This window comes from Nocardioides donggukensis, assembly GCF_014842875.1.
Lineage (GTDB): Bacteria > Actinomycetota > Actinomycetes > Propionibacteriales > Nocardioidaceae > Nocardioides > Nocardioides donggukensis.
In genome coordinates, this window is record NZ_JACYXZ010000002.1 from 432930 (window position 1) to 450283 (window position 17354).

General features: G+C 74.0%; 18 protein-coding genes. 8 read left to right on the plus strand and 10 right to left on the minus strand.

The window, feature by feature from the left end:
* Nucleotides 1-319 precede the first annotated feature (319 nt).
* The 4 genes from IE331_RS08430 to IE331_RS08445 all read left to right on the plus strand — a co-directional run bounded on the left by IE331_RS08430 (nt 320) and on the right by IE331_RS08445 (nt 3180).
* Nucleotides 320-544 carry a DUF7455 domain-containing protein gene (locus IE331_RS08430; protein ID WP_192142495.1) on the plus strand — a complete coding sequence of 75 codons (225 nt, stop codon included), beginning with the start codon at nt 320-322 and terminating at the stop codon, nt 542-544.
* A gap of 84 nt (nt 545-628) precedes the next feature.
* Entirely contained in the window at nt 629-1105 is a 477-nt protein-coding gene (locus tag IE331_RS08435) for a DUF456 domain-containing protein (protein WP_192142497.1), read from the plus strand.
* Nucleotides 1102-1944: an EamA family transporter gene (locus IE331_RS08440; protein ID WP_192142499.1), complete on the plus strand. Its 843-nt coding sequence runs from the start codon at nt 1102-1104 to the stop codon at nt 1942-1944. The genes IE331_RS08435 and IE331_RS08440 overlap by 4 nt, the downstream gene beginning before the upstream one ends.
* Before the next feature lie 69 nt (nt 1945-2013).
* The gene (locus tag IE331_RS08445; RefSeq protein ID WP_192142501.1) at nt 2014-3180 is read left to right on the plus strand and encodes a PP2C family protein-serine/threonine phosphatase; all 1167 of its coding nucleotides are present in this window, start codon (nt 2014-2016) and stop codon (nt 3178-3180) included.
* A gap of 52 nt (nt 3181-3232) precedes the next feature.
* On the opposite strand, the gene egtD is transcribed toward IE331_RS08445, so the two are convergent.
* The 4 genes from egtD to egtA are packed head-to-tail and all read right to left on the minus strand — an operon-like array spanning nt 3233 to nt 7412.
* Nucleotides 3233-4204: an L-histidine N(alpha)-methyltransferase gene (gene egtD, locus IE331_RS08450; protein WP_192142503.1), complete on the minus strand. Its 972-nt coding sequence runs from the start codon at nt 4202-4204 to the stop codon at nt 3233-3235.
* On the minus strand, nt 4204-4896 hold the full coding sequence (gene egtC, locus IE331_RS08455) for an ergothioneine biosynthesis protein EgtC (protein WP_192142505.1): 693 nt from the start codon (nt 4894-4896) through the stop codon (nt 4204-4206). Before egtC ends, egtD begins: the two co-directional genes overlap by 1 nt.
* Entirely contained in the window at nt 4889-6154 is a 1266-nt protein-coding gene (gene egtB / locus IE331_RS08460) for an ergothioneine biosynthesis protein EgtB (RefSeq protein WP_192142507.1), read from the minus strand. Before egtB ends, egtC begins: the two co-directional genes overlap by 8 nt.
* Complete coding sequence (egtA, locus tag IE331_RS08465; protein WP_192142509.1) at nt 6147-7412, minus strand: ergothioneine biosynthesis glutamate--cysteine ligase EgtA; 1266 nt, start codon at nt 7410-7412, stop codon at nt 6147-6149. The genes egtB and egtA overlap by 8 nt, the downstream gene beginning before the upstream one ends.
* Nucleotides 7413-7561: 149 nt before the next feature.
* On the opposite strand from egtA, the gene IE331_RS08470 reads away from it, so the two are divergent.
* A complete protein-coding gene (locus IE331_RS08470; RefSeq protein WP_192142510.1) occupies nt 7562-7972 on the plus strand; it encodes a lipopolysaccharide assembly protein LapA domain-containing protein in 411 nt (136 codons plus the stop codon).
* Nucleotides 7973-8099: 127 nt separating this feature from the next.
* On the opposite strand, the gene IE331_RS08475 is transcribed toward IE331_RS08470, so the two are convergent.
* The 4 genes from IE331_RS08475 to IE331_RS08490 form a co-directional block, all read right to left on the minus strand.
* Nucleotides 8100-9629 (minus strand): RNA polymerase sigma factor, encoded by a 1530-nt coding sequence (locus IE331_RS08475; RefSeq protein ID WP_318646795.1) that lies wholly within the window; start codon nt 9627-9629, stop codon nt 8100-8102.
* Between the two features lie 120 nt (nt 9630-9749).
* Nucleotides 9750-10325 carry an HhH-GPD-type base excision DNA repair protein gene (locus IE331_RS08480; RefSeq protein WP_192142511.1) on the minus strand — a complete coding sequence of 192 codons (576 nt, stop codon included), beginning with the start codon at nt 10323-10325 and terminating at the stop codon, nt 9750-9752.
* 354 nt (nt 10326-10679) lie between these two features.
* Nucleotides 10680-11462, minus strand: coding sequence for a serine/threonine-protein kinase (locus IE331_RS08485; protein ID WP_192142512.1), 783 nt, complete (start codon nt 11460-11462; stop codon nt 10680-10682).
* Between the two features lie 85 nt (nt 11463-11547).
* Entirely contained in the window at nt 11548-12177 is a 630-nt protein-coding gene (locus IE331_RS08490) for a sulfotransferase family protein (protein WP_192142513.1), read from the minus strand.
* 150 nt (nt 12178-12327) lie between these two features.
* Between IE331_RS08490 and IE331_RS08495 the strand changes: the two genes are divergently transcribed.
* Both IE331_RS08495 and IE331_RS08500 read left to right on the plus strand, forming a co-directional pair.
* Nucleotides 12328-12879 carry a GNAT family N-acetyltransferase gene (locus IE331_RS08495; protein WP_192142514.1) on the plus strand — a complete coding sequence of 184 codons (552 nt, stop codon included), beginning with the start codon at nt 12328-12330 and terminating at the stop codon, nt 12877-12879.
* A 61-nt stretch (nt 12880-12940) separates the two neighbouring features.
* Nucleotides 12941-13366, plus strand: coding sequence for a hypothetical protein (locus IE331_RS08500; protein WP_192142515.1), 426 nt, complete (start codon nt 12941-12943; stop codon nt 13364-13366).
* Between the two features lie 10 nt (nt 13367-13376).
* Here IE331_RS08500 and IE331_RS08505 read toward each other — a convergent pair whose 3' ends face one another.
* Nucleotides 13377-14846: a glutamate--cysteine ligase family protein gene (locus tag IE331_RS08505; RefSeq protein ID WP_192142517.1), complete on the minus strand. Its 1470-nt coding sequence runs from the start codon at nt 14844-14846 to the stop codon at nt 13377-13379.
* Nucleotides 14847-14878: 32 nt separating this feature from the next.
* The gene (locus tag IE331_RS08510; RefSeq protein WP_192142519.1) at nt 14879-15868 is read right to left on the minus strand and encodes a DUF4192 domain-containing protein; all 990 of its coding nucleotides are present in this window, start codon (nt 15866-15868) and stop codon (nt 14879-14881) included.
* A 122-nt stretch (nt 15869-15990) separates the two neighbouring features.
* Between IE331_RS08510 and IE331_RS08515 the strand changes: the two genes are divergently transcribed.
* Nucleotides 15991-17331 (plus strand): DNA polymerase IV, encoded by a 1341-nt coding sequence (locus IE331_RS08515; RefSeq protein WP_192142521.1) that lies wholly within the window; start codon nt 15991-15993, stop codon nt 17329-17331.
* Nucleotides 17332-17354 lie beyond the last annotated feature (23 nt).

Consider the following 17354-nt stretch of genomic DNA (forward strand, 5'->3'; position numbering starts at 1 on the left):
CGACACGCCGTGAGTCCCGGACGGCACGCCCTCCCCGGCAACCTTGGGCCGCCGATCTATGTTGGCCGCGTGGGACGCATCACGATGGGGACACGATCCGGACGGGTTCTGCGGATCGGCAACCCGGGGGGCGGTTTGGGCGTCAGACTGACGTGGCCCGGACGTCTCACGACCGATGGACGCGTCCGGAGTGTGGAGTGCACTCCGGTGCGGTGTGGACCGACGTGCTTGGATGAATGTGTCCGGCGCCACGAGGGGTGGGGGAATCAACCTCCCGCATCGCTCGTTGACCAGACACCGAGAGGAAAGAGAGGCCGACATGACGACTGCCGTTGCCCCCAGCTCCGCCGCCCTCACCGCAGCCGACCGCTGTGACCGCTGTGGTGCCCAGGCCTACCTCCGCGTGGAGCTCGCCTCCGGCCTGGAGCTGCTGTTCTGCGCGCACCACCACCGTGAGCACGAGGACAAGCTCCGTGAGGTCGCCGTAGCCGTGATCGACGAGACGCACAAGCTGGACCAGCCCACCACGGTGGCCGCTGACTGACCAGCTGATCCGAGGAGGCCCCGACCGTCCTGGTCGGGGCCTCCTCGTGTCTCTGGCCCGGCCGCCGTGTGCGACGCTCCCCCGGTGACCCTTCTCGACCTGCTGACCGGCCTGGCGATCGTCGTCGGCCTCGTGGGCATCCTGCTACCCGTGCTCCCGGGCACGGCGCTGATCCTCGCCGCCGTCCTGACCTGGGCCGTCCTCGTCGGTGAGCCCGCCGGCTGGGTGGTGCTCGCGGTGGCGACGACCTTCCTGGCCGTCGGCACAGTGGTGAAGTACGCCGTGCCCGGGCGCCGGATGCAGGCCGCCGGGGTGCCCGGCTCCACGCTGCTCACCGGCGGGCTGCTCGGCATCGTCGGCTTCTTCGTGATCCCCGTGCTGGGTCTCGTCCTCGGCTTCGTCGGCGGGGTCTACCTCGCCGAGGTGCGCCGCGTCGGCGACGCCGCGGCCCGGGGCACCACCCTCACCGCCCTCAAGGCGGTCGGCCTGTCGATGCTGATCGAGCTGGCCGCCGGCCTCCTGGCGGCGGTCACGTGGGGCGTCGGCGCGGTGGTCGTGTGACCGTGCTGCTCGCCCTGTCCGGGGCGGTCTTCTACGGTCTCTCGGACTTCGTCGGCGGGATCACCTCACGGCGTACGTCGGCCTGGTCGGTCGCCTTCGTGGCCTCGGTGACCGGGGCCGGCTTCGTGCTGATCGGGGCCTGGGTGCTCGGCGGGGACCCGACCGGCGCCGACCTCGGGTGGGGACTGGCCGCCGGGATCGGCAACGGCTTCGGCACCGCCTTCCTCTACCGCGGACTGTCCTCGGGCCGGATGGGAGTGGTGGCCCCGATCTCCGGCGTCGGTGCCGCGCTGGTGCCGGTCGTGGTCGGGCTGCTGGGCGGCGAGCGACCGGGCACCCTGGTCTGGCTCGGCGTGCTGGCCGCCCTGCCGGGCATCTGGCTGGTTTCCCGCGAGCCCGCCTCGCACGCCCCCGCCGACGGTCCCGCCGTCGGGCGCGGGGTCCTCGACGGTGTCCTGGCCGGGCTCGGCTTCGGCTCCCTGTTCGCCGCCCTCGGCCAGATCCCGGAGGACGCCGGGCTGCTCCCGCTCGCGCTCAACCAGGTGGTCGCCTCGGTGGCGATCATCCTCATCGCGACCGGCCTGGGGGTGTCCTGGCGGCCGCGCGAGCCGCGGGCGCTCGTCGGCGCCGTCTGCGGGCTGCTCGGGGCGGCCGCCACGATCGCGTTCCTGCTCGCGGTGCAGCGGGGCGCCCTCACCACCGCGGCGATCCTGGCCTCGCTGTACCCCGCGGTGACGATCCTGCTCGCAGCCGGCGTGCTCAAGGAGCGGATCCACCGTGGGCAGGCCGTGGGGCTGCTCCTGTGCGGCGTCGCGGTCGCCCTGGTCGCCGCCGGCTGAGCCCGAGCACGTAGATTGCCTCCCAGCCGGACACGCGGCACTCGGGGGAATCGGCGGGAGGTCACCGCGGTGGACGAAACGGCGCGCCTGGACGCGGTCCGGGCCCTCGGGCTGCTGGACGCGCCGCGGAGCGAGCGCTACGAGCGGATCGCCCGGATGGCGCGGAGACTCTTCGGCGTGCCGATCGCCGCGGTCAACCTCGTGGACGACGAGCGCCAGTTCACGCTCGCGGGGTACGGACTGCCCAGTCGGAACACGCCGGCCCCCGACGCCTTCTGCGCGCATACGATCCGTCGCGAGGAGACGATGGTCGTGACCGACACCAGCAGCGACGACCGGTTCCGGAACAACCCGCTGGTGCTGGGTGAGCCGCACATCCGGTTCTACGCCGGCGTGCCGGTGCACGACGGCGGCGGCCACCCGGTCGGCGCCCTCTGCATCATCGACGACCAGCCGCGCGAGCTGTCCGAGCAGGAGCGGCTGATGCTGCGCGAGCTCGCGGCCTGGGTGGACCGGGAGCTGGCCACCGAGAAGTCCATGCTGGACGCGCGGGACGTCCAGCAGGGGCTGTTCCCGGGGCCGCTGGCGGTCCCTGCGGGCTACCGGCTGGCGGGGCGGTGCGAGCCGGCCGCGGACGTCGGCGGCGACTTCTTCGACTGGGCGCTCGGCGATGCCGGCGACCTCCACCTGGCTGTCGGGGACGTGATGGGCAAGGGGCTGGGGGCGGCCCTGCTCGCCGCCGAGGTGCGGTCCGTGGTGAGCGCCGCCGCGGGCGTCCACGACCTCGAGGCGGCGTTCTCCCAGGCGGCGCACGCCGTCCAGGCGGACCTCGAGGCCACCTCGAGCTTCGTGACGATGCTGATGGTCCGCGTGACCCCGGCGACCGGCGAGGTGCGCTTCCTCGACGCCGGCCACGGTCTGGGCGTGGTCTTCGGGGCCAGCGGTCCCGGGCGGCCCCTGCGCACCGAGGACCCGCCCGTGGGCCTGTGGCCCGAGCGGTCCCGCGACGCCGGCAGCGAGGCCATCGGCCCGGGCGAGTCGCTGCTGATCGTCTCGGACGGGGTCCTGGAGGGCTTCCCCGCCGAGGACGAGGACGACCCCCTCGGTCCGCTGGTGCGGGCCTGTCGCGAGCACCGGGACCCGGCCGACGCGGTCGAGGCGCTGGTCGAGAGCGCCGCCGCGGCCGGACACCGGCGCGACGACGCGACCGTCGTCCTGCTCAGCCGGGAGGCCTGACCGGGCCCTGACAGGGCCCTGACAGGGCCTAGCCGGGAGGCCAGGCCAGACCTCAGGCGGGGCGCGAGAGCGAGAGCGCGAAGTCCCCCGCGGGGTCGGTCCACCACTCGGTCAGCCGCAGCCCGGCGGCCTCCAGCTCGGCGCTGATGCCCTCGCGCCGGAACTTCGCCGACACCTCGGTCCGCACCTCCTCGCCCTCGGCGAGCACGACGTCGAGGTCGAGGGCCGCCACCCGGACCTGCTGGTCCCGCAGCGAGCGCAGCCGCATCTCCATCCACTCGCGGTCGGGGTCCCAGCGCGCCACGTGCTCGAACGCCGTGGGGTCGAGGTCGGCGCCGAGGTCGCGGTTGAGCACGGAGAGCACGTTCTTGTTGAACGCCGCCGTGACGCCCTGTGCGTCGTCGTACGCCGCGACCAGGCGCTCGGGCGCCTTCACCAGGTCGGTGCCGAGCAGGAAGGCGTCGTCGGGGCCCAGTGCGCTCCGCACCCCCCGCAGGAAGATGCTCCGGTGGTCAGGCTCCAGGTTGCCCAGGGTCGACCCCAGGAACGCCATCAGCCGGGGCGGCTCACCCGGCAGCAGGGACAGGTGCCTCTCGAAGTCGCCGACCACCGGGGCAACCTCGATCCCCGGGAACTCGTCGGCCACCTGCGCGCTGGCCTCGGCCAGCACCGCCGGGTCCACGTCGAAGGGCACGAAGGCGGCCAGCGTCCCCGCGTCCTGCAGAGCGTGCAGCAGCAGCCTGGTCTTCTCCGAGGTGCCGCTGCCCAGCTCGATGAGGCTGTGCGCCCCGGTCGCGGCTGCGATCTCCCCGACCCGGGCCTCCAGGATCGACCACTCGGTCCGGGTCGGGTAGTACTCCGGCAGCCGGGTGATCTCGTCGAACAGCTCGCTGCCGCGGGCGTCGTAGAAGTACTTCGGCGGCAGCGTCTTCGGGCTGGCGGTCAGGCCGGCCCGCACGTCGACGGCCATCTGGGCGGCGAGGCTCCCGGGGTCGAGGTGGACGGCGACGTCGGCGACGGGCATCAGCTCTCCAGTTCGGTCACGGTGACCCCGGCCGGGGTCACCTCCAGCAGGGATCGGTCGGGGACGTCGACCCAGCGCGGGTCGTCGTCCCAGGGCTCGCTCGCGACGGCGACGCCCTCGTCGGTGACGAGGTGGCTCAGCGGGTCGCCCCAGGTCGTGGCGAGGATCCGCTCGCCGTCGGTCAGCAGCAGCCCGAGGTACGCCGCGGGGTCGCGGCCGGCGACCGCGCGCACGGTCTCCCCGAGCAGGTCGGGGCCGCGGTCGAAGACGTGGGCGGCCAGCAGCGCCGAGTCGCACGCCGACTCGGCCCGCCGGTCGGCCGGCAGCACGGAGCGGTCGACCTTGCCGTTGTGGGAGAGCAGCCACCGGCCGTCGGTGAAGGGCGCTGCGGCCGTCTCGTCCATCGGCATGCCCACCGTCGCCGAGCGGACCGCCGCCAGCACCGCGCCGGAGCGCAGGACCGGGGCGACCGACGCGAACGAGGTCTCGCCCCACAGCGGCTTCGCGGAGCGCCAGCGCACCGGCGCCTCTTGCTCGGGCACGAAGAACCCCACCCCCCAGCCGTCGGCGTTCATCAGGCCGCGCGCCTGGCGGCGCGGCTGGTAGGACTGGCGGAGCAGGCCGTGCTCGGGCTCGAGCACCAGCTCGCCGAGCGATCGGGGCGCTCCGAGCCAGGCCAGGTGCCTACACACCGTCCCACGCCAGACGCAGGCCGCTGAAGATCTGTCGCCGGATCGGGAGGTCCCAGTTCCGGAACGACGGCCGGACCGCGCCCTCGCCGACCGCCCAGGAGCCGCCCCGCAGCACCCGGTGCTCCGCGCCGAAGAACGGCGCGCTGTAGTCGGCGTACAGCATCGGCTCGAAGCCGGGCCACGGCTCGAAGGTCGAGGAGGTCCACTCCCACACGTCGCCGATCGTCTGCTCGACGCCGTACGCCGAGGCGCCCGCGGGGTAGCCGCCGATGGGCGCCGGCCGCAGCGCGTCGCCGCCGAGGTTGGCCAGCGCCGGCGTCCACTCGGAGTCACCCCACGGCCAGCGCCGGCGGCGGCCCGCCTCCGGGTCCCAGGCGCAGGCCTTCTCCCACTCCTGCTCGGTGGGCAGCCGGGCCCCGGCCCAGGCGGCGTACGCCTCCGCCTCGTGGAAGCACACGTGCTGGACCGGCTCGTCGGGCGGGACCTCCTCCACGATGCCGAAGCGCCGCCGGGACCCGTCCGCGGACCAGAACAGGGGTCGCTCGAGCCCGGCGTCGGTCCGGTGCTCCCAGCCCTCCGCCGACCACCAGCGCGGCTCGTCGTAGCCCCCGGCGTCGATGAAGCCCTGCCAGTCGGCGTTGCTCACCGGCACCCGCCCGATCCGGAACCCGGGCAGGTCCACCACGTGCGCGGGCCGCTCGTTGTCGAGGGACCCGGGGGCGTCGGCGCCGTCCACGCCGAGCACGAACGGCCCGGCCGGCACGGTGACCGCGTCGGCGGGCACCGGGCGGCCGGGCGGAAGCGGCGTGCCGGCGCCGAGCACCGGGGCGCCGTCCCGGAGCTGGTGGGTCGCCAGCATCGTCTCGACGTGCTGCTGCTCGTGCTGCTCGACCATCGTGAACGGGAAGAGCTCCTGCTCGTCGGTCCGCTCGAGCACGTCGAGGACGCGGCCGCGGACGTCGGCGAGGTAGGACCGGGCCTCCCGGGGGGTCAGGAGCGGCAGGTCGACACGGGTGGCCCGCGGGTGCTCGAAGGCGTCGTAGAGCCGCTCCACGTTGGCCGAGATCAGGCCCTGCGCCGAACGGTCCCCGCCCCGGAGCAGCCAGAGGTCCTCCTGCTGGCCGATGTGGGCCAGGTCCCAGACCAGCGGGCTCATCAGCGCGCTGTGCTGGGTGGTGAGCTCGACGTCGTCGAGCTCGGTCAGCCGGGTGGTGCGGGCCCGGGATGCCTCCAGGCCGCGGGCGGCGGTCTCATGCATGGGCTTCCTCCTCGAGGACCCGGGTCGGGCCCACGGCGTCGATCCGGGCCCGCAGCTCGCTGCTGGGGGTCCGGCCGGATCCGATCAGCTCGGCGAGCTCCTCGAGCCCCGGGCGCACCGCGGCGTGGGCGTGCCGGGCGGCGAGCTCGACGCACCCGGTCACGGCGCGGCGCACCTCCGGGTGGTCGATGCCGTGCCGGGCCGCGGCCTCCCAGAGCCCGGCGGCGGGGGCGGCGACGTCGCGGGCCGCGTCGGCGGCCGTCGGGTCGTCGACGAGGGTGACCACCAGGCCGGCCAGGGCCGGCCACCAGCGGTCCGGGAGGGAGTCCAGGCAGCGGATCTCCAGGTAGCCCCGCGGCCGGACCGGCGGGAACAGCGTGCTCAGGTGGTAGTCGAGGTCGGCGACCGCGGCCGGCCGCCCCACCCGCTCCGGTGCCGCGAGCCACTCGGCGAACGAGACCCGGGTGGTCAGCGCGGTGTGCCGGTCCCCGTCGCGGACCAGCATGACCGGCGCCGCCAGCGCGTACGCCGCCCACGCCGCGGTCGGCTCCCCCACCGGCACCGGGTCGCTGCGACCGGCGTCGATCCCGGCCCAGGTCTCCTGGCGCATCGAGTGCCACCCGGAGGCCCGCCCGGCGAGGTACGGCGACGACGACGAGGCGGCCACCAGCACCGGGACCAGGGACCGCAGCAGCTCCAGCCGGGACTGCCACTCCCCCGCCGGGCCGGCGTCGAGGTTCACCTGCAGCGCCGCCGTCGAGGCCATCATCGAGCGCCCCGCCCCGGGGCAGCCGACGGCCTCGAAGTGGTCCTCCATCGCGACGTACCGCGACGCCGGGTTGCTCCGCCGGACCGGCCGGGCCGGGTCCGCGCCCAGTGCGGCCACGCCGAAGCCGGTGCCGGACAGGCCGGACCGCAGCCCCCGGGCGTCGGCGGCGAGCGCCTCGACCGCGGCCGGGAGGTCGTCGCGCGGCGGCGTGGACAGCTCCACCTGGCCGCCGGGCTCCACCGTGACGCTGCTGCCGCCGGGGAGCGCGGGCAGGCCGGCCACGAGCGACTGCACCTGCGGCCACTCGGGGCGACGCGCGGGGTCGGCCAGGTCGACGAGATGGAACTCGAGCTCGAGGCCGACCCGCCGTCGCTCGTCCGCGCGGAACGCCTGCCCGGCGACGTACTCGTGGGCGGCCGCCACCGGGTCGGTCGCACCCGTGAGGGGGTCGAGGTCCCCGTCGGGCAGCGTGTGGGTCTGTGCGGTCATCGTCCGCCCCCTCCAGGTCCGGACCGGTCGCCGGGGCGACCGCGGGTCGGTGCGGGGCGGCCGTCGGGCCGTCCTCGTCGTGCTCCCCCCATACAACCCGACGGTGCGGCTCCAGACAACGTGCGGGGCGGATGGGTACCGTGAGCAGCATGGACGACGACTCCTCGAAGCCCGCCGAGGGCACCAAGGCCACCTCTCACGCCGGCCCTGGCGCCGGCCCGGACACCACCAAGGGCGGCGCGTCCGGCGCCAAGGCCGGCACCAAGGGAGGCGACGCCAGGCGCGCCCCGGCCGGGGAGGCCAAGGACCCGCTCCGCGGGTCCCGCACCAGCGGGCTGTGGGTGATGGTGATCGGGCTCGGCCTTGTGCTCGTCCTGCTGATCATCTTCATCGCCCAGAACACCCAGGAGGTCAGCGTCAGCTTCCTCGGGTGGGACGGTCGTACGCCGCTCGCGGTCGCCCTGCTGGCCGCGACCACCGCCGGGCTCGCCATCGCGGGCGTCGCTGGGTCGTTGCGGATCTGGCAGCTGCGCCGGCGGGTCCGGGCCGAGAAGAAGTAGGCCTCACGCGCGGCGCCGACCCGCGAGTCTCTACGTTCGGCAGGTTCTGGGGCCCTGAGACCTGCAGAACGTAGAGCTGGTCCGGCGGCCGCGATCCTGGTCCGTCGACGGCGGGCGCGCGGGCGGCTCAGTCGAGGTAGTCGCGCAGGACCTGCGAGCGGCTCGGGTGCCGCAGCTTCGACATGGTCTTCGACTCGATCTGGCGGATCCGCTCCCGGGTCACGCCGTAGACCTTGCCGATCTCGTCGAGGGTCTTGGGCTGGCCGTCGGTGAGGCCGAAGCGCATCGAGACCACGCCGGCCTCGCGCTCGGAGAGCGTGTCCAGGACGGCGTGCAGCTGCTCCTGGAGCAGCGTGAAGCTGACGGCGTCGGCCGGCACGATCGCCTCGGAGTCCTCGATGAGGTCACCGAACTCGGAGTCGCCGTCCTCGCCGAGGGGGGTGTGCAGGGAGATCGGCTCGCGTCCGTACTTCTGGACCTCGATGACCTTCTCCGGGGTCATGTCGAGCTCCTTGGCCAGCTCCTCCGGGGTGGGCTCGCGGCCCAGGTCCTGGAGCATCTGCCGCTGCACCCGGGCCAGCTTGTTGATGACCTCGACCATGTGCACGGGGATCCGGATGGTCCGAGCCTGGTCGGCCATCGCCCGGGTGATCGCCTGGCGGATCCACCACGTGGCGTAGGTGGAGAACTTGTAGCCCTTGGTGTAGTCGAACTTCTCGACCGCCCGGATCAGTCCGAGGTTGCCCTCCTGGATCAGGTCCAGGAACAGCATGCCGCGGCCGGTGTAGCGCTTGGCGAGCGAGACCACGAGCCGCAGGTTGGCCTCGAGCAGGTGGTTCTTCGCCCGGCGGCCGTCGTCGCAGATCCACTCGAGCTCCTCGAGGACCTTCGGCGTGAGCTTGCCGCCGGCGGCGACCTTCTCCTCGGAGAACAGGCCGGCCTCGATCCGCTTGGCGAGCTCGACCTCCATCTCCGCGTTGAGCAGCGGGACCTTGCCGATCTGCTTGAGGTAGTCCTTGACCGGGTCGGCGGTGGCGCCGGCCACCATGACCTGCTGCTCCGGCTCGTCGGTCTCGTCGGCCGAGGAGACGACGAAGGAGGCCTCCTTCTCGTCCTGCTTGATGGTCGGGTCGACCGCGACGTCCTTCTCGAACTGCTCGTCGGGGATGTCCGGCAGGATCTTCTTGCCGTCCGGGCCGACCACGGGGGCCGCGTCCGTCCCGGCGGCGGGCGCCTCGGCCGGGTCGGCCGTCTTCTTGGCGGCCGTCTTCTTGGCAGGGGCCTTCTTGGCCGCGGCCTTCTTGGCGGGGGCCTTCGCCGGCTCTGCCACGGGCGCCTCGGCCTTGGTCGCCGCGGTCTTCTTCGCAGGCGCCTTCTTGGTGGCGGTCTTCGCGGTGGTGGTCTTGCGGGCGGTGCCGGCCGCGACGGCCCGCACGTGGTCGTCGACGTTGACGGCCACCGAGATGCCCTGGCCGCTGAGGTGCACCAGCAGCGCCTTGAGGTGCCGCGGCTCGATGGCCGCGGCCTCACTCGCCTCCCGGACCTGGTCCGGGGTCAGGGTCCCCGTGGGGGCGGCCAACTCCAGCAACCCCGCGATCTCGGGATGGGACAGGACCTCAGCCGGAAGCACCTTGCGCGAGCTCGAAGACACGAACACCTCTCGGGAAAAGCAATTGGGGCGCGGCAAAGCCCGGTTACGTCAAGAGCCGCGTTGGTATTCTGCCACGGCGACGAAGCGCACGGCGCCGCACCCCCGGGCCCGGTCGGCCGGGCGGGCTCAGGCCTCCGCCGCGGCCGCCTTGGCCGCCGCCTTCTTGTTCTTCTTGTAGTCGCGGACCCGGTGCAGCGAGGCCTCGTCGACCACGTCCGCGACCGAGCGGAAGCCCTCCTCGGCGTACCCGCCCGCCGCCTGCTCCCACCCGGCCGGGCGTACGCCGCACTGCTTGGCCAGCAGCGCCACGAAGATCTGGGCCTTCTGCTTCCCGAAACCCGGCAGCCGCTGGATCCGCTTCAGGAGGTCGGTGCCGTCGGACGCCTCGGTCCAGAGGCGGGTGACGTCGCCGTCGTACTCCTCGACGACGATCGTGGCCAGCGCCTGGAGCCGGCCGGCCATCGACCCGGGGAACCGGTGCACCGCGGGGGTGGTCGCACAGAGCTCGGCGAACTCCTCGGGGTCGGCGGCCGCGATCCGGGCCGGGTCGAGGGTCCCCAGCCGCTCGAGCACCTTGGCCGGGCCGCGGAACGCGTGCTCCATCGGGTACTGCTGGTCCAGCAGCATCCCCGCGAGCAGCGCGAACGGATCCTCGCTCAGGACCTGGTCGGCGACCTCGTCGCCGGTGATGTGGATGCCCATCCGCCGAGTATCCCGCACACCCGGAGCGGTTCGCACCCGTGCCCGCCGGGGACGCCGGTCCGAGGGTGACCAGGATCATCCCGCCGCCGTTTGGGAGAAACCCGCCCGCGCGCGAGACGATATCCGGGTGAGGGAGCAGCCCTCGCGAGTCACAGCAACCGACCACACCTGAGGGGGTGCGCATGACCACGGTCATGAACCTGTTCCGACGTAGCGACTCCGTTCTCGACGCCTTCGTGCCCTGGCACCAGCGCACGTGGGAGCGTCCCGTTCGCTGAGGCACCACGCACGATCCACGGGATCCCGATCCGGCACCGCCGGGTCGGGATCCCGTCATTTCCCGGCCGCGAGGTCTCAGGGGGTCGGCGAGGTCTGCGGCGTCGGCACCTCGGTCGGTTCGGGGTCCACCGACTCGCTCGGGGCCGGATCGGCCGGCTCGTCGGTCGGCTCGGCGCTCGGCTCGGCGTCGTCCGGGTCCTCCTGTGGCGGGAGCCCGCTCTCCTCGTCGGAGGGGGCTCCGGGCTGGTCCCCAGGCTGGTCCGAGGTGCTCCCACCTCCCCCGCCCAGGCCGGGGATGGAGGTGCGGCGGTCCGGGTCGCTGCCACCGGTGTAGGAGGAGACGGCCCGACCGGTGACGAGCTCGAACGCCAGGATCACCAGCATCGCGGCGACGAAGATCGCCGTGGCGACCGCCGCGATCCGCTTCCACGGCAGCCCGCGCAGGACGCGGCGCCAGTCCGACCGCTCGTCCGCCTCCCGCAGTCCGCCCGCGAGGGCGGACCGGGCGCGGCCGAGGTCCACCTCGGCCTCCGCGAGGTCCTCCGCGGCGTCGTCGGCCGAGCGCGGCCGGCCCTCCGCCATCTCCTCGGAGGCCTCTCGCACCCGGGCCTGCGCCAGCCCGATCCGAGCCGCCGCGACGGTCTGTGCGGTCGCGACCCGCTGCCGGGTGGCCTTGATCGAGTAGGTGTAGACCGCGCCGCCGACCGTGATCACGAGCGAGCCGACCGCCGCGCCGATCAGCGTGCCCGCGACACCGAACGTCGAGAGCAGGACCGCGGAGGAGACGGCCGCCAGGGCGCCGCCCGCGGACTGGACCCAGTTGATCTCCAGACGGGGCCGCTCGTCACTGTCACTCATCACGACCAGTATCCCGGGTGCCGCAAGACATCCCGGCGCACGGGCAACCCCAGCTCGGACCGGCGGCGCGCCCGCGGATGGGCGGTCACCGCCCCTCACGGGCACGGATCTCGCGGCGGGCCAGGTAGTCCGCGGTGCTGTTCTCGTGAGGAAAGGGCAGCTTCGGCACGGCTACACCGAGTGCGCGGCAGATCGGGTCCCAGCCGTCGCCGGGCTGCCAGTCGACAAGCCGATCCGGCGCGATCCCCGCGCGGACCTGCTCGAGCCGCCGCTCGTAGCCCGTCATCATGGCCTCGGGGTCGTCGATGTCGGTGGCGAGATCGACGAAGAGCACCCGGAAGAGAGGCGTCAGCGGGTCGTCGTCCCTCGACAGGATCTCTCGTGTGCGGGGCAGGACAGTCGCTTCCATGCTGCGGTGCCAGACCTCCGCCGTGCCGCGGTGGGACAACAACACCGGGGCGTCCGGGTACGCCGCCGCGAGATCGCGCCAGCAGTTCGACAACGGCGCATCGACTCCAGCGGAGTATCCCGCCAGGAAGTCGTCCCACACCGGCGGATCACCCTCGAGCGCGGCTTCCCAGGTGGTGGCGTGCTCGGGGTGAGCGAAGACCTCGCTCATGTGGTAGACCGGCGCGCCCAGCAGGTGCCGAAGCGCCTCGCGGAGGGACGAGGTCCCGGTCCGGGGCAAGCCGGCGCCGATCAGTCGTAGGACCATCTCCGCAGGGTAGGCGACCCATGTCGATACTCCAGGGCCCGGCTCCACCCCCGAACCGCCCCTGGCGGGGGTCGCCCCGGCAGGCGATGATGGCGACGTGGAGCACGTCGTGAGGCCGGGCGACCTCTCGCCCGAGGGCGGGTCCGGGTCGTGACCGGCACGCCGACGCTCCGCGGACGACAGGTGGTGCTGGTGCCGGTCGGGGCCGAGCACGTGCCGGCGCTGCGCCGCATCCTTGCCACGCCCGAGGTGCGGGCACGGTGGCGCGACGAGGACGCCTCGCCGCAGTGGCCCTTCGACGACTCCTCGGCGACCCGCTTCGCCGTCCTGCTCGGTGACACGGTCCGCGGGATGGTGCAGTACGGCGAGGAGGACGAGCCCGACTACCGGCACGCCTCCATCGACATCTTCGTCGACCCGGCGGTCCACGGTCGCGGCATCGGCCGCGACGCCGTCGCCGTGCTGGCCCGGCACCTGGTGCGTGACCGGGCCCATCACCGGCTGGTGATCGACCCCGCCGCGGACAACGAGCCGGCGATCCGCTGCTACACCGCGGTCGGCTTCCGGCGGGTCGGTGTCATGCGCCGCTACGAGCGGGACGCCGACGGCCTCGGCTGGCACGACGGCCTGCTCATGGACGTGCTCGCCGAGGAGCTTGACCAGGAGCTCGACCAGGAGCTCGACCGGCCTCCCCCGCCCTAGCGGCGCCTGCCGCTGTGGAGGGCGGGAGGCGGCGAGCCCGCGCAGGCGGCAGGCTGGGGGCATGGAGCAGCGGCTCGGGCGTGAGGTGGTCGCCCAGCTCAGGCTGGCCGTGCACCGGCTCCGGACCGGCGAACGGCGCCGGGTCTTCCCGGCGGTGCTGCACCTCGGCGAGCTCGGCGTTGAGTCGGCGGCATGGGCCGAGGACCGCAACCACCCTCTCGACGTCGGGCTGCGCAGCGAGGTCGCGGCCGCCCTGCTCAGCCGGGCGCTGCTCGGCTCGGACCGTCCGGCGGTGTGGCTGACCCGGTCCGGGGTTCCCCTCCCCCACGACCAGGACCTGGCCTGGCTGGGGCCGGTGACCCGCTGCCTGGCGGAGGCTCAGGTCCGGCCCCGGTGCCTGGTCGTGGTGACCACGACCGGGTGGTACGCGCCGCTCACCGGTGAGACGCGCACCTGGAAGCGGCTGCGGATCCGGCCCGGTCGCTGAGCTCCTCGGCTCAGTCGCGCCACTCGTGGACGGGCTCGTTGCTGTGCATGTGCTCGATGTACTGCAGGAGCGTGTGCCGCAGCGCGTCGCCGCGGCTCTCCCGCTGGTAATGCACGTGGAACCTGGTGCCGAACCACGCGGCTCCACTCGTGCCCTGCAGGCACCGCTGCTCGATGATCCCGAGGAAACGGTCCGCCTCCTCGCGGCCCACGCCCCACGCCGCCAGGCCGTCGTACGCCATCGGCAGCAGGCGGCGCAGCACCAGCTCGGTGGCCTGGACCTGGCCCACGCCCGGCCAGTAGACCGAGGCGTCGACACCGTGCCGGGCCGCGGCGTGGAAGTTCTCCTCCGCGGCGCTGAAGGACATCTGCGACCACAGCGGCCGCTCGCTCTCGGCCAGCGCCCGCACCAGCCCGAAGTAGAACGCGGCGTTGGCCATCGTGTCGGCCACGGTGGGCCCGGCGGCCAGCACCCGGTTCTCCACCCGCAGGTGCGGGGCACCGGAGGCGATGTCGTAGACCGGACGGTTCCAGCGGTAGATCGTGCCGTTGTGCAGGCGCAGCTCGGCCAGCTCCGGGACGCCGCCCTCCTCGAGCACGGTCCGCGGGTCCTCCTCCTCGGTGACCGGGAGCAGCGCCGGGAAGTAGCGCACGTTCTCCTCGAACAGGTCGAACACGGAGGTGATCCAGCGCTCGCCGAACCACACCCGGGGTCGCACACCCTGGGCCTTCAGCTCCTCGCTGCGGGTGTCGGTGGCCTGCTCGAAGAGCGGGATCCGGGTCTCGCGCCACAGCTCACGGCCGAGCAGGAACGGCGAGTTCGACCCCACCGCCAGCTGGATGCCGGCGATCGCCTGGGAGGCGTTCCAGTAGTCGGCGAACTGCTCCGGCGAGGTCTGCACGTGCAGCTGGGTGCTCGTGCACGCCGCTTCCGGGACGATCGAGTCGGCGGTGGTGCGCAGCCGCTCCACGCCGTCGATGTCGATGAGGATGTCCTCGCCCCGGGCGGCGAGGATCTGGTCGCTGAGCAGCTGGTAGCGCGGGTTGCCGCTGAGCGAGTCCGGGCTCATGTGCCCCTCGGCCAGCGTCGGCAGGATACCGATCATCACCATGTGCGCGCCGATGTCGTTGGCCTTGGACTCCGCGTCGTTGAGGCTGACCCGCAGGTTCTCCTCGTACGCCGTGAGCCCGTCGCCGCGGAGCAGCCGCGGCGGGACGTTGATCTCGACGTTGAACTGGCCGAGCTCGGTCTGGAAGTCCGGGTCGGCGATCCGCTCCAGGGCCTCGGCGTTCTTGAACGCCGGGTCGCCCGCGTCGTCGACCAGGTTGAGCTCGATCTCCAGACCGGTCATCGGGTCGTCGGTGTCGAACTGCGCGTCGCGCAGCATCCGGGCGAACACGTCGAGGCACTGCCGCACCTTCTCGCGGTGCCGCGTGCGGTCGGCCCGGGAGAACTCTTGTGTCTCGACCTCTTCACCCATTCCCGCAGCCTAGTCACCCCGGCCCCGCACGGTCACTCCTCGCCGTCCGGCGCCGCCCCGGAGCCGCCGACCCGGGGCCTCTCCCAGGCCGACGGCGGCACCGCGTTCTCCAGCAGCATCCCGACGTCGGCGGCCAGGGCGTGGTCGGGCTCGACGGCGAGCGCGCGGTCGAGCGCACACCAGGCCAGGGCCCCGGAGCCGGCCAGCCAGGCCGCGAACCCGAGCAGCGCGGCCGGCTCGGCGACCAGGTCCTCGGGGCTGCACCGCACCAGCTCCGACCACAGGTCGACGTGCCCGGTGCAGGTGGCCGGGGTGATCGTCGACCAGGCGAGGTTGCGGGTGTCGCGGTCCTGCAGGGCCACGAGCAGCCGGCCCGCGTCGGCCGGGGCCAGGGTCGTCCCGTCGGCGACCGCCTCGCACAACGTGTCCCGGACCCAGCGCGCCTCGGCGGCGCGGCGCCGGCTCGGGTCCGACCCGCCGGGCCGGCGGCGCCGTGCGGCGGTCGCGACGTCGGCCCGGCGACCGGCATCGGTGCCGCGCAGCGAGGCGGCCAGGTCGGCCCGGGAGGCGTGGGTCACCCGTCCGCGGACGACGGACTCCACCGCGAACCGGTGACTGGTCACGTCGTGCCGCACCCCGGCGTACGCCGGCTCCGGGTGGCCCTCGGTCAGCGGGAACCACAGCTCGCCCTCGCAGCGGAGCATCTCGAGCACCCGGACGCCGGCCTCCTCGAGGCCCCCGGCGAGAGCGTCGCAGACCGTCCGCGCCAGCTCGGCGTCGCCGGTGTAGGCGATCAGCACCACCCGCCGGACCCCGTTGCGACAGGCGGCCGCGCGCAGCGGCTCGACCACGAGCGCGACCTGCTCGGGTCCGTCCGGCAGGTCGACCCGGGCATGGAACCCGGCGCCCGGGCCGAAGGTCAGCATGACCATCGAGTCCTCCGGGCGGAAGCCGAGCACGCACGGCACGGCGGCGAGCAGGTCCTCGGGGGTGCGGGCGGTGAGCGTGTGCGGTGTGGCCATGGACCCACGGTCGCCGACCCGACACCCCGCCCGCCCCGGTCGGTCGGGTGCCTGTGGAGAGCCGCCCCGGCCACGGGTGGTGTGCACGTCTCGCGGCCCGGTGCCGGGTAGGTTCGGCGGTCATGAGGTCGCATGCGTCGGTGCTGCACATCGACCTCGATGCGTTCTTCGCCGCCGTCGAGCAGCGGGACAAGCCCTCCCTGCGGGGCAAGCCGGTCGTGGTGGGCGGGGTGGGCGGACGCGGGGTGGTCGCCACGGCGTCGTACGAGGCCCGCGTCTTCGGCGTGCACTCGGCGATGTCGACCCGGGAGGCCCGAGCCCGGTGCCCGCACGCGGCGTACCTCTCGGGGCGGTTCCACGCCTACCGGGAGACCAGCGCGGCGGTGATGTCCCTGCTGCGCGAGGTCTCGCCGCTGGTCGAGCCGCTCTCGCTGGACGAGGCGTTCGTGGACCTCGCCGCCGCCGACCTGCCCGGCCACGAGGTGGCGGACGTGACCGCGTTCGGCCACGACCTGCGGCGCCGGGTCCGCGAGGTCACCGGCGGGCTGACCGCGAGCGTCGGCATCGGCACCTCGAAGTTCGTCGCGAAGGTCGCCAGCGACCTCGACAAGCCGGACGGGCTGGTGGTGGTGCCGCCGGGCACGGAGCAGGAGCTGCTCCGCCCGATGCGGGCCACGGTGATCCCCGGGGTCGGCCCAGCCACCGCCGAGCGGCTGCGCCGGGCCGGCGTGCACACCATCGCCGACCTCGAGGCGGTCAGCGAGGACGAGCTGGTGCGGCTGGTGGGGCGCTCCCTCGGGCACGGACTGCACGCGCTGTGCCGGGCCCGCGACGACCGGCCCGTCCAGGCCGAGCGGGAGACCAAGTCGGTGAGCGCCGAGGGCACCTACGAGGAGGACCTCACCGACCGGCGGCTGATGGAGGGGCTGCTCTCGCGCCAGGCCCGGGACGTGGCCGAGCGGCTCCGCAAGCACGGCCTCTCCGGCCGGACGGTCTCGATCAAGGTCCGGCTGCACGACTTCACCACGCTCAGCCGCTCGACGACGCTCGGCTCCCCCACCGACGAGGCGGCCGTCGTCGCCCGGCTGGCCCGCGGGCTGCTCGCCGACCTCGACACCACCGGCGGGGTGCGCCTGCTCGGCGTCGGCGTGTCCGGCCTGGCCGACTGGGTGCAGGACGAGCTCTTCGGCCCGGACGACTCCGAGCGCGAGGCGGACCCGGAGCCGGAGCCGGCGCTCGACGTACCCTCCACCCGGCACCGGGCGTGGGCCCCCGGCTCGGACGTCGTCCACACCGAGCTCGGGCCGGGCTGGGTGTGGGGCTCGGGGCGGGGCGTGGTGACCGTGCGCTTCGAGACCGCCGAGACGGGGCCCGGCCCGGTCCGCTCCTTCGCCCTCGACGACCCCGCCCTCTCCCTCTTCCGCCCTCCCTCTCCCGAGGCCCCCGCTGCCGATGCCCCCTGACGGATGGTCCCGGCGTCAGGCGG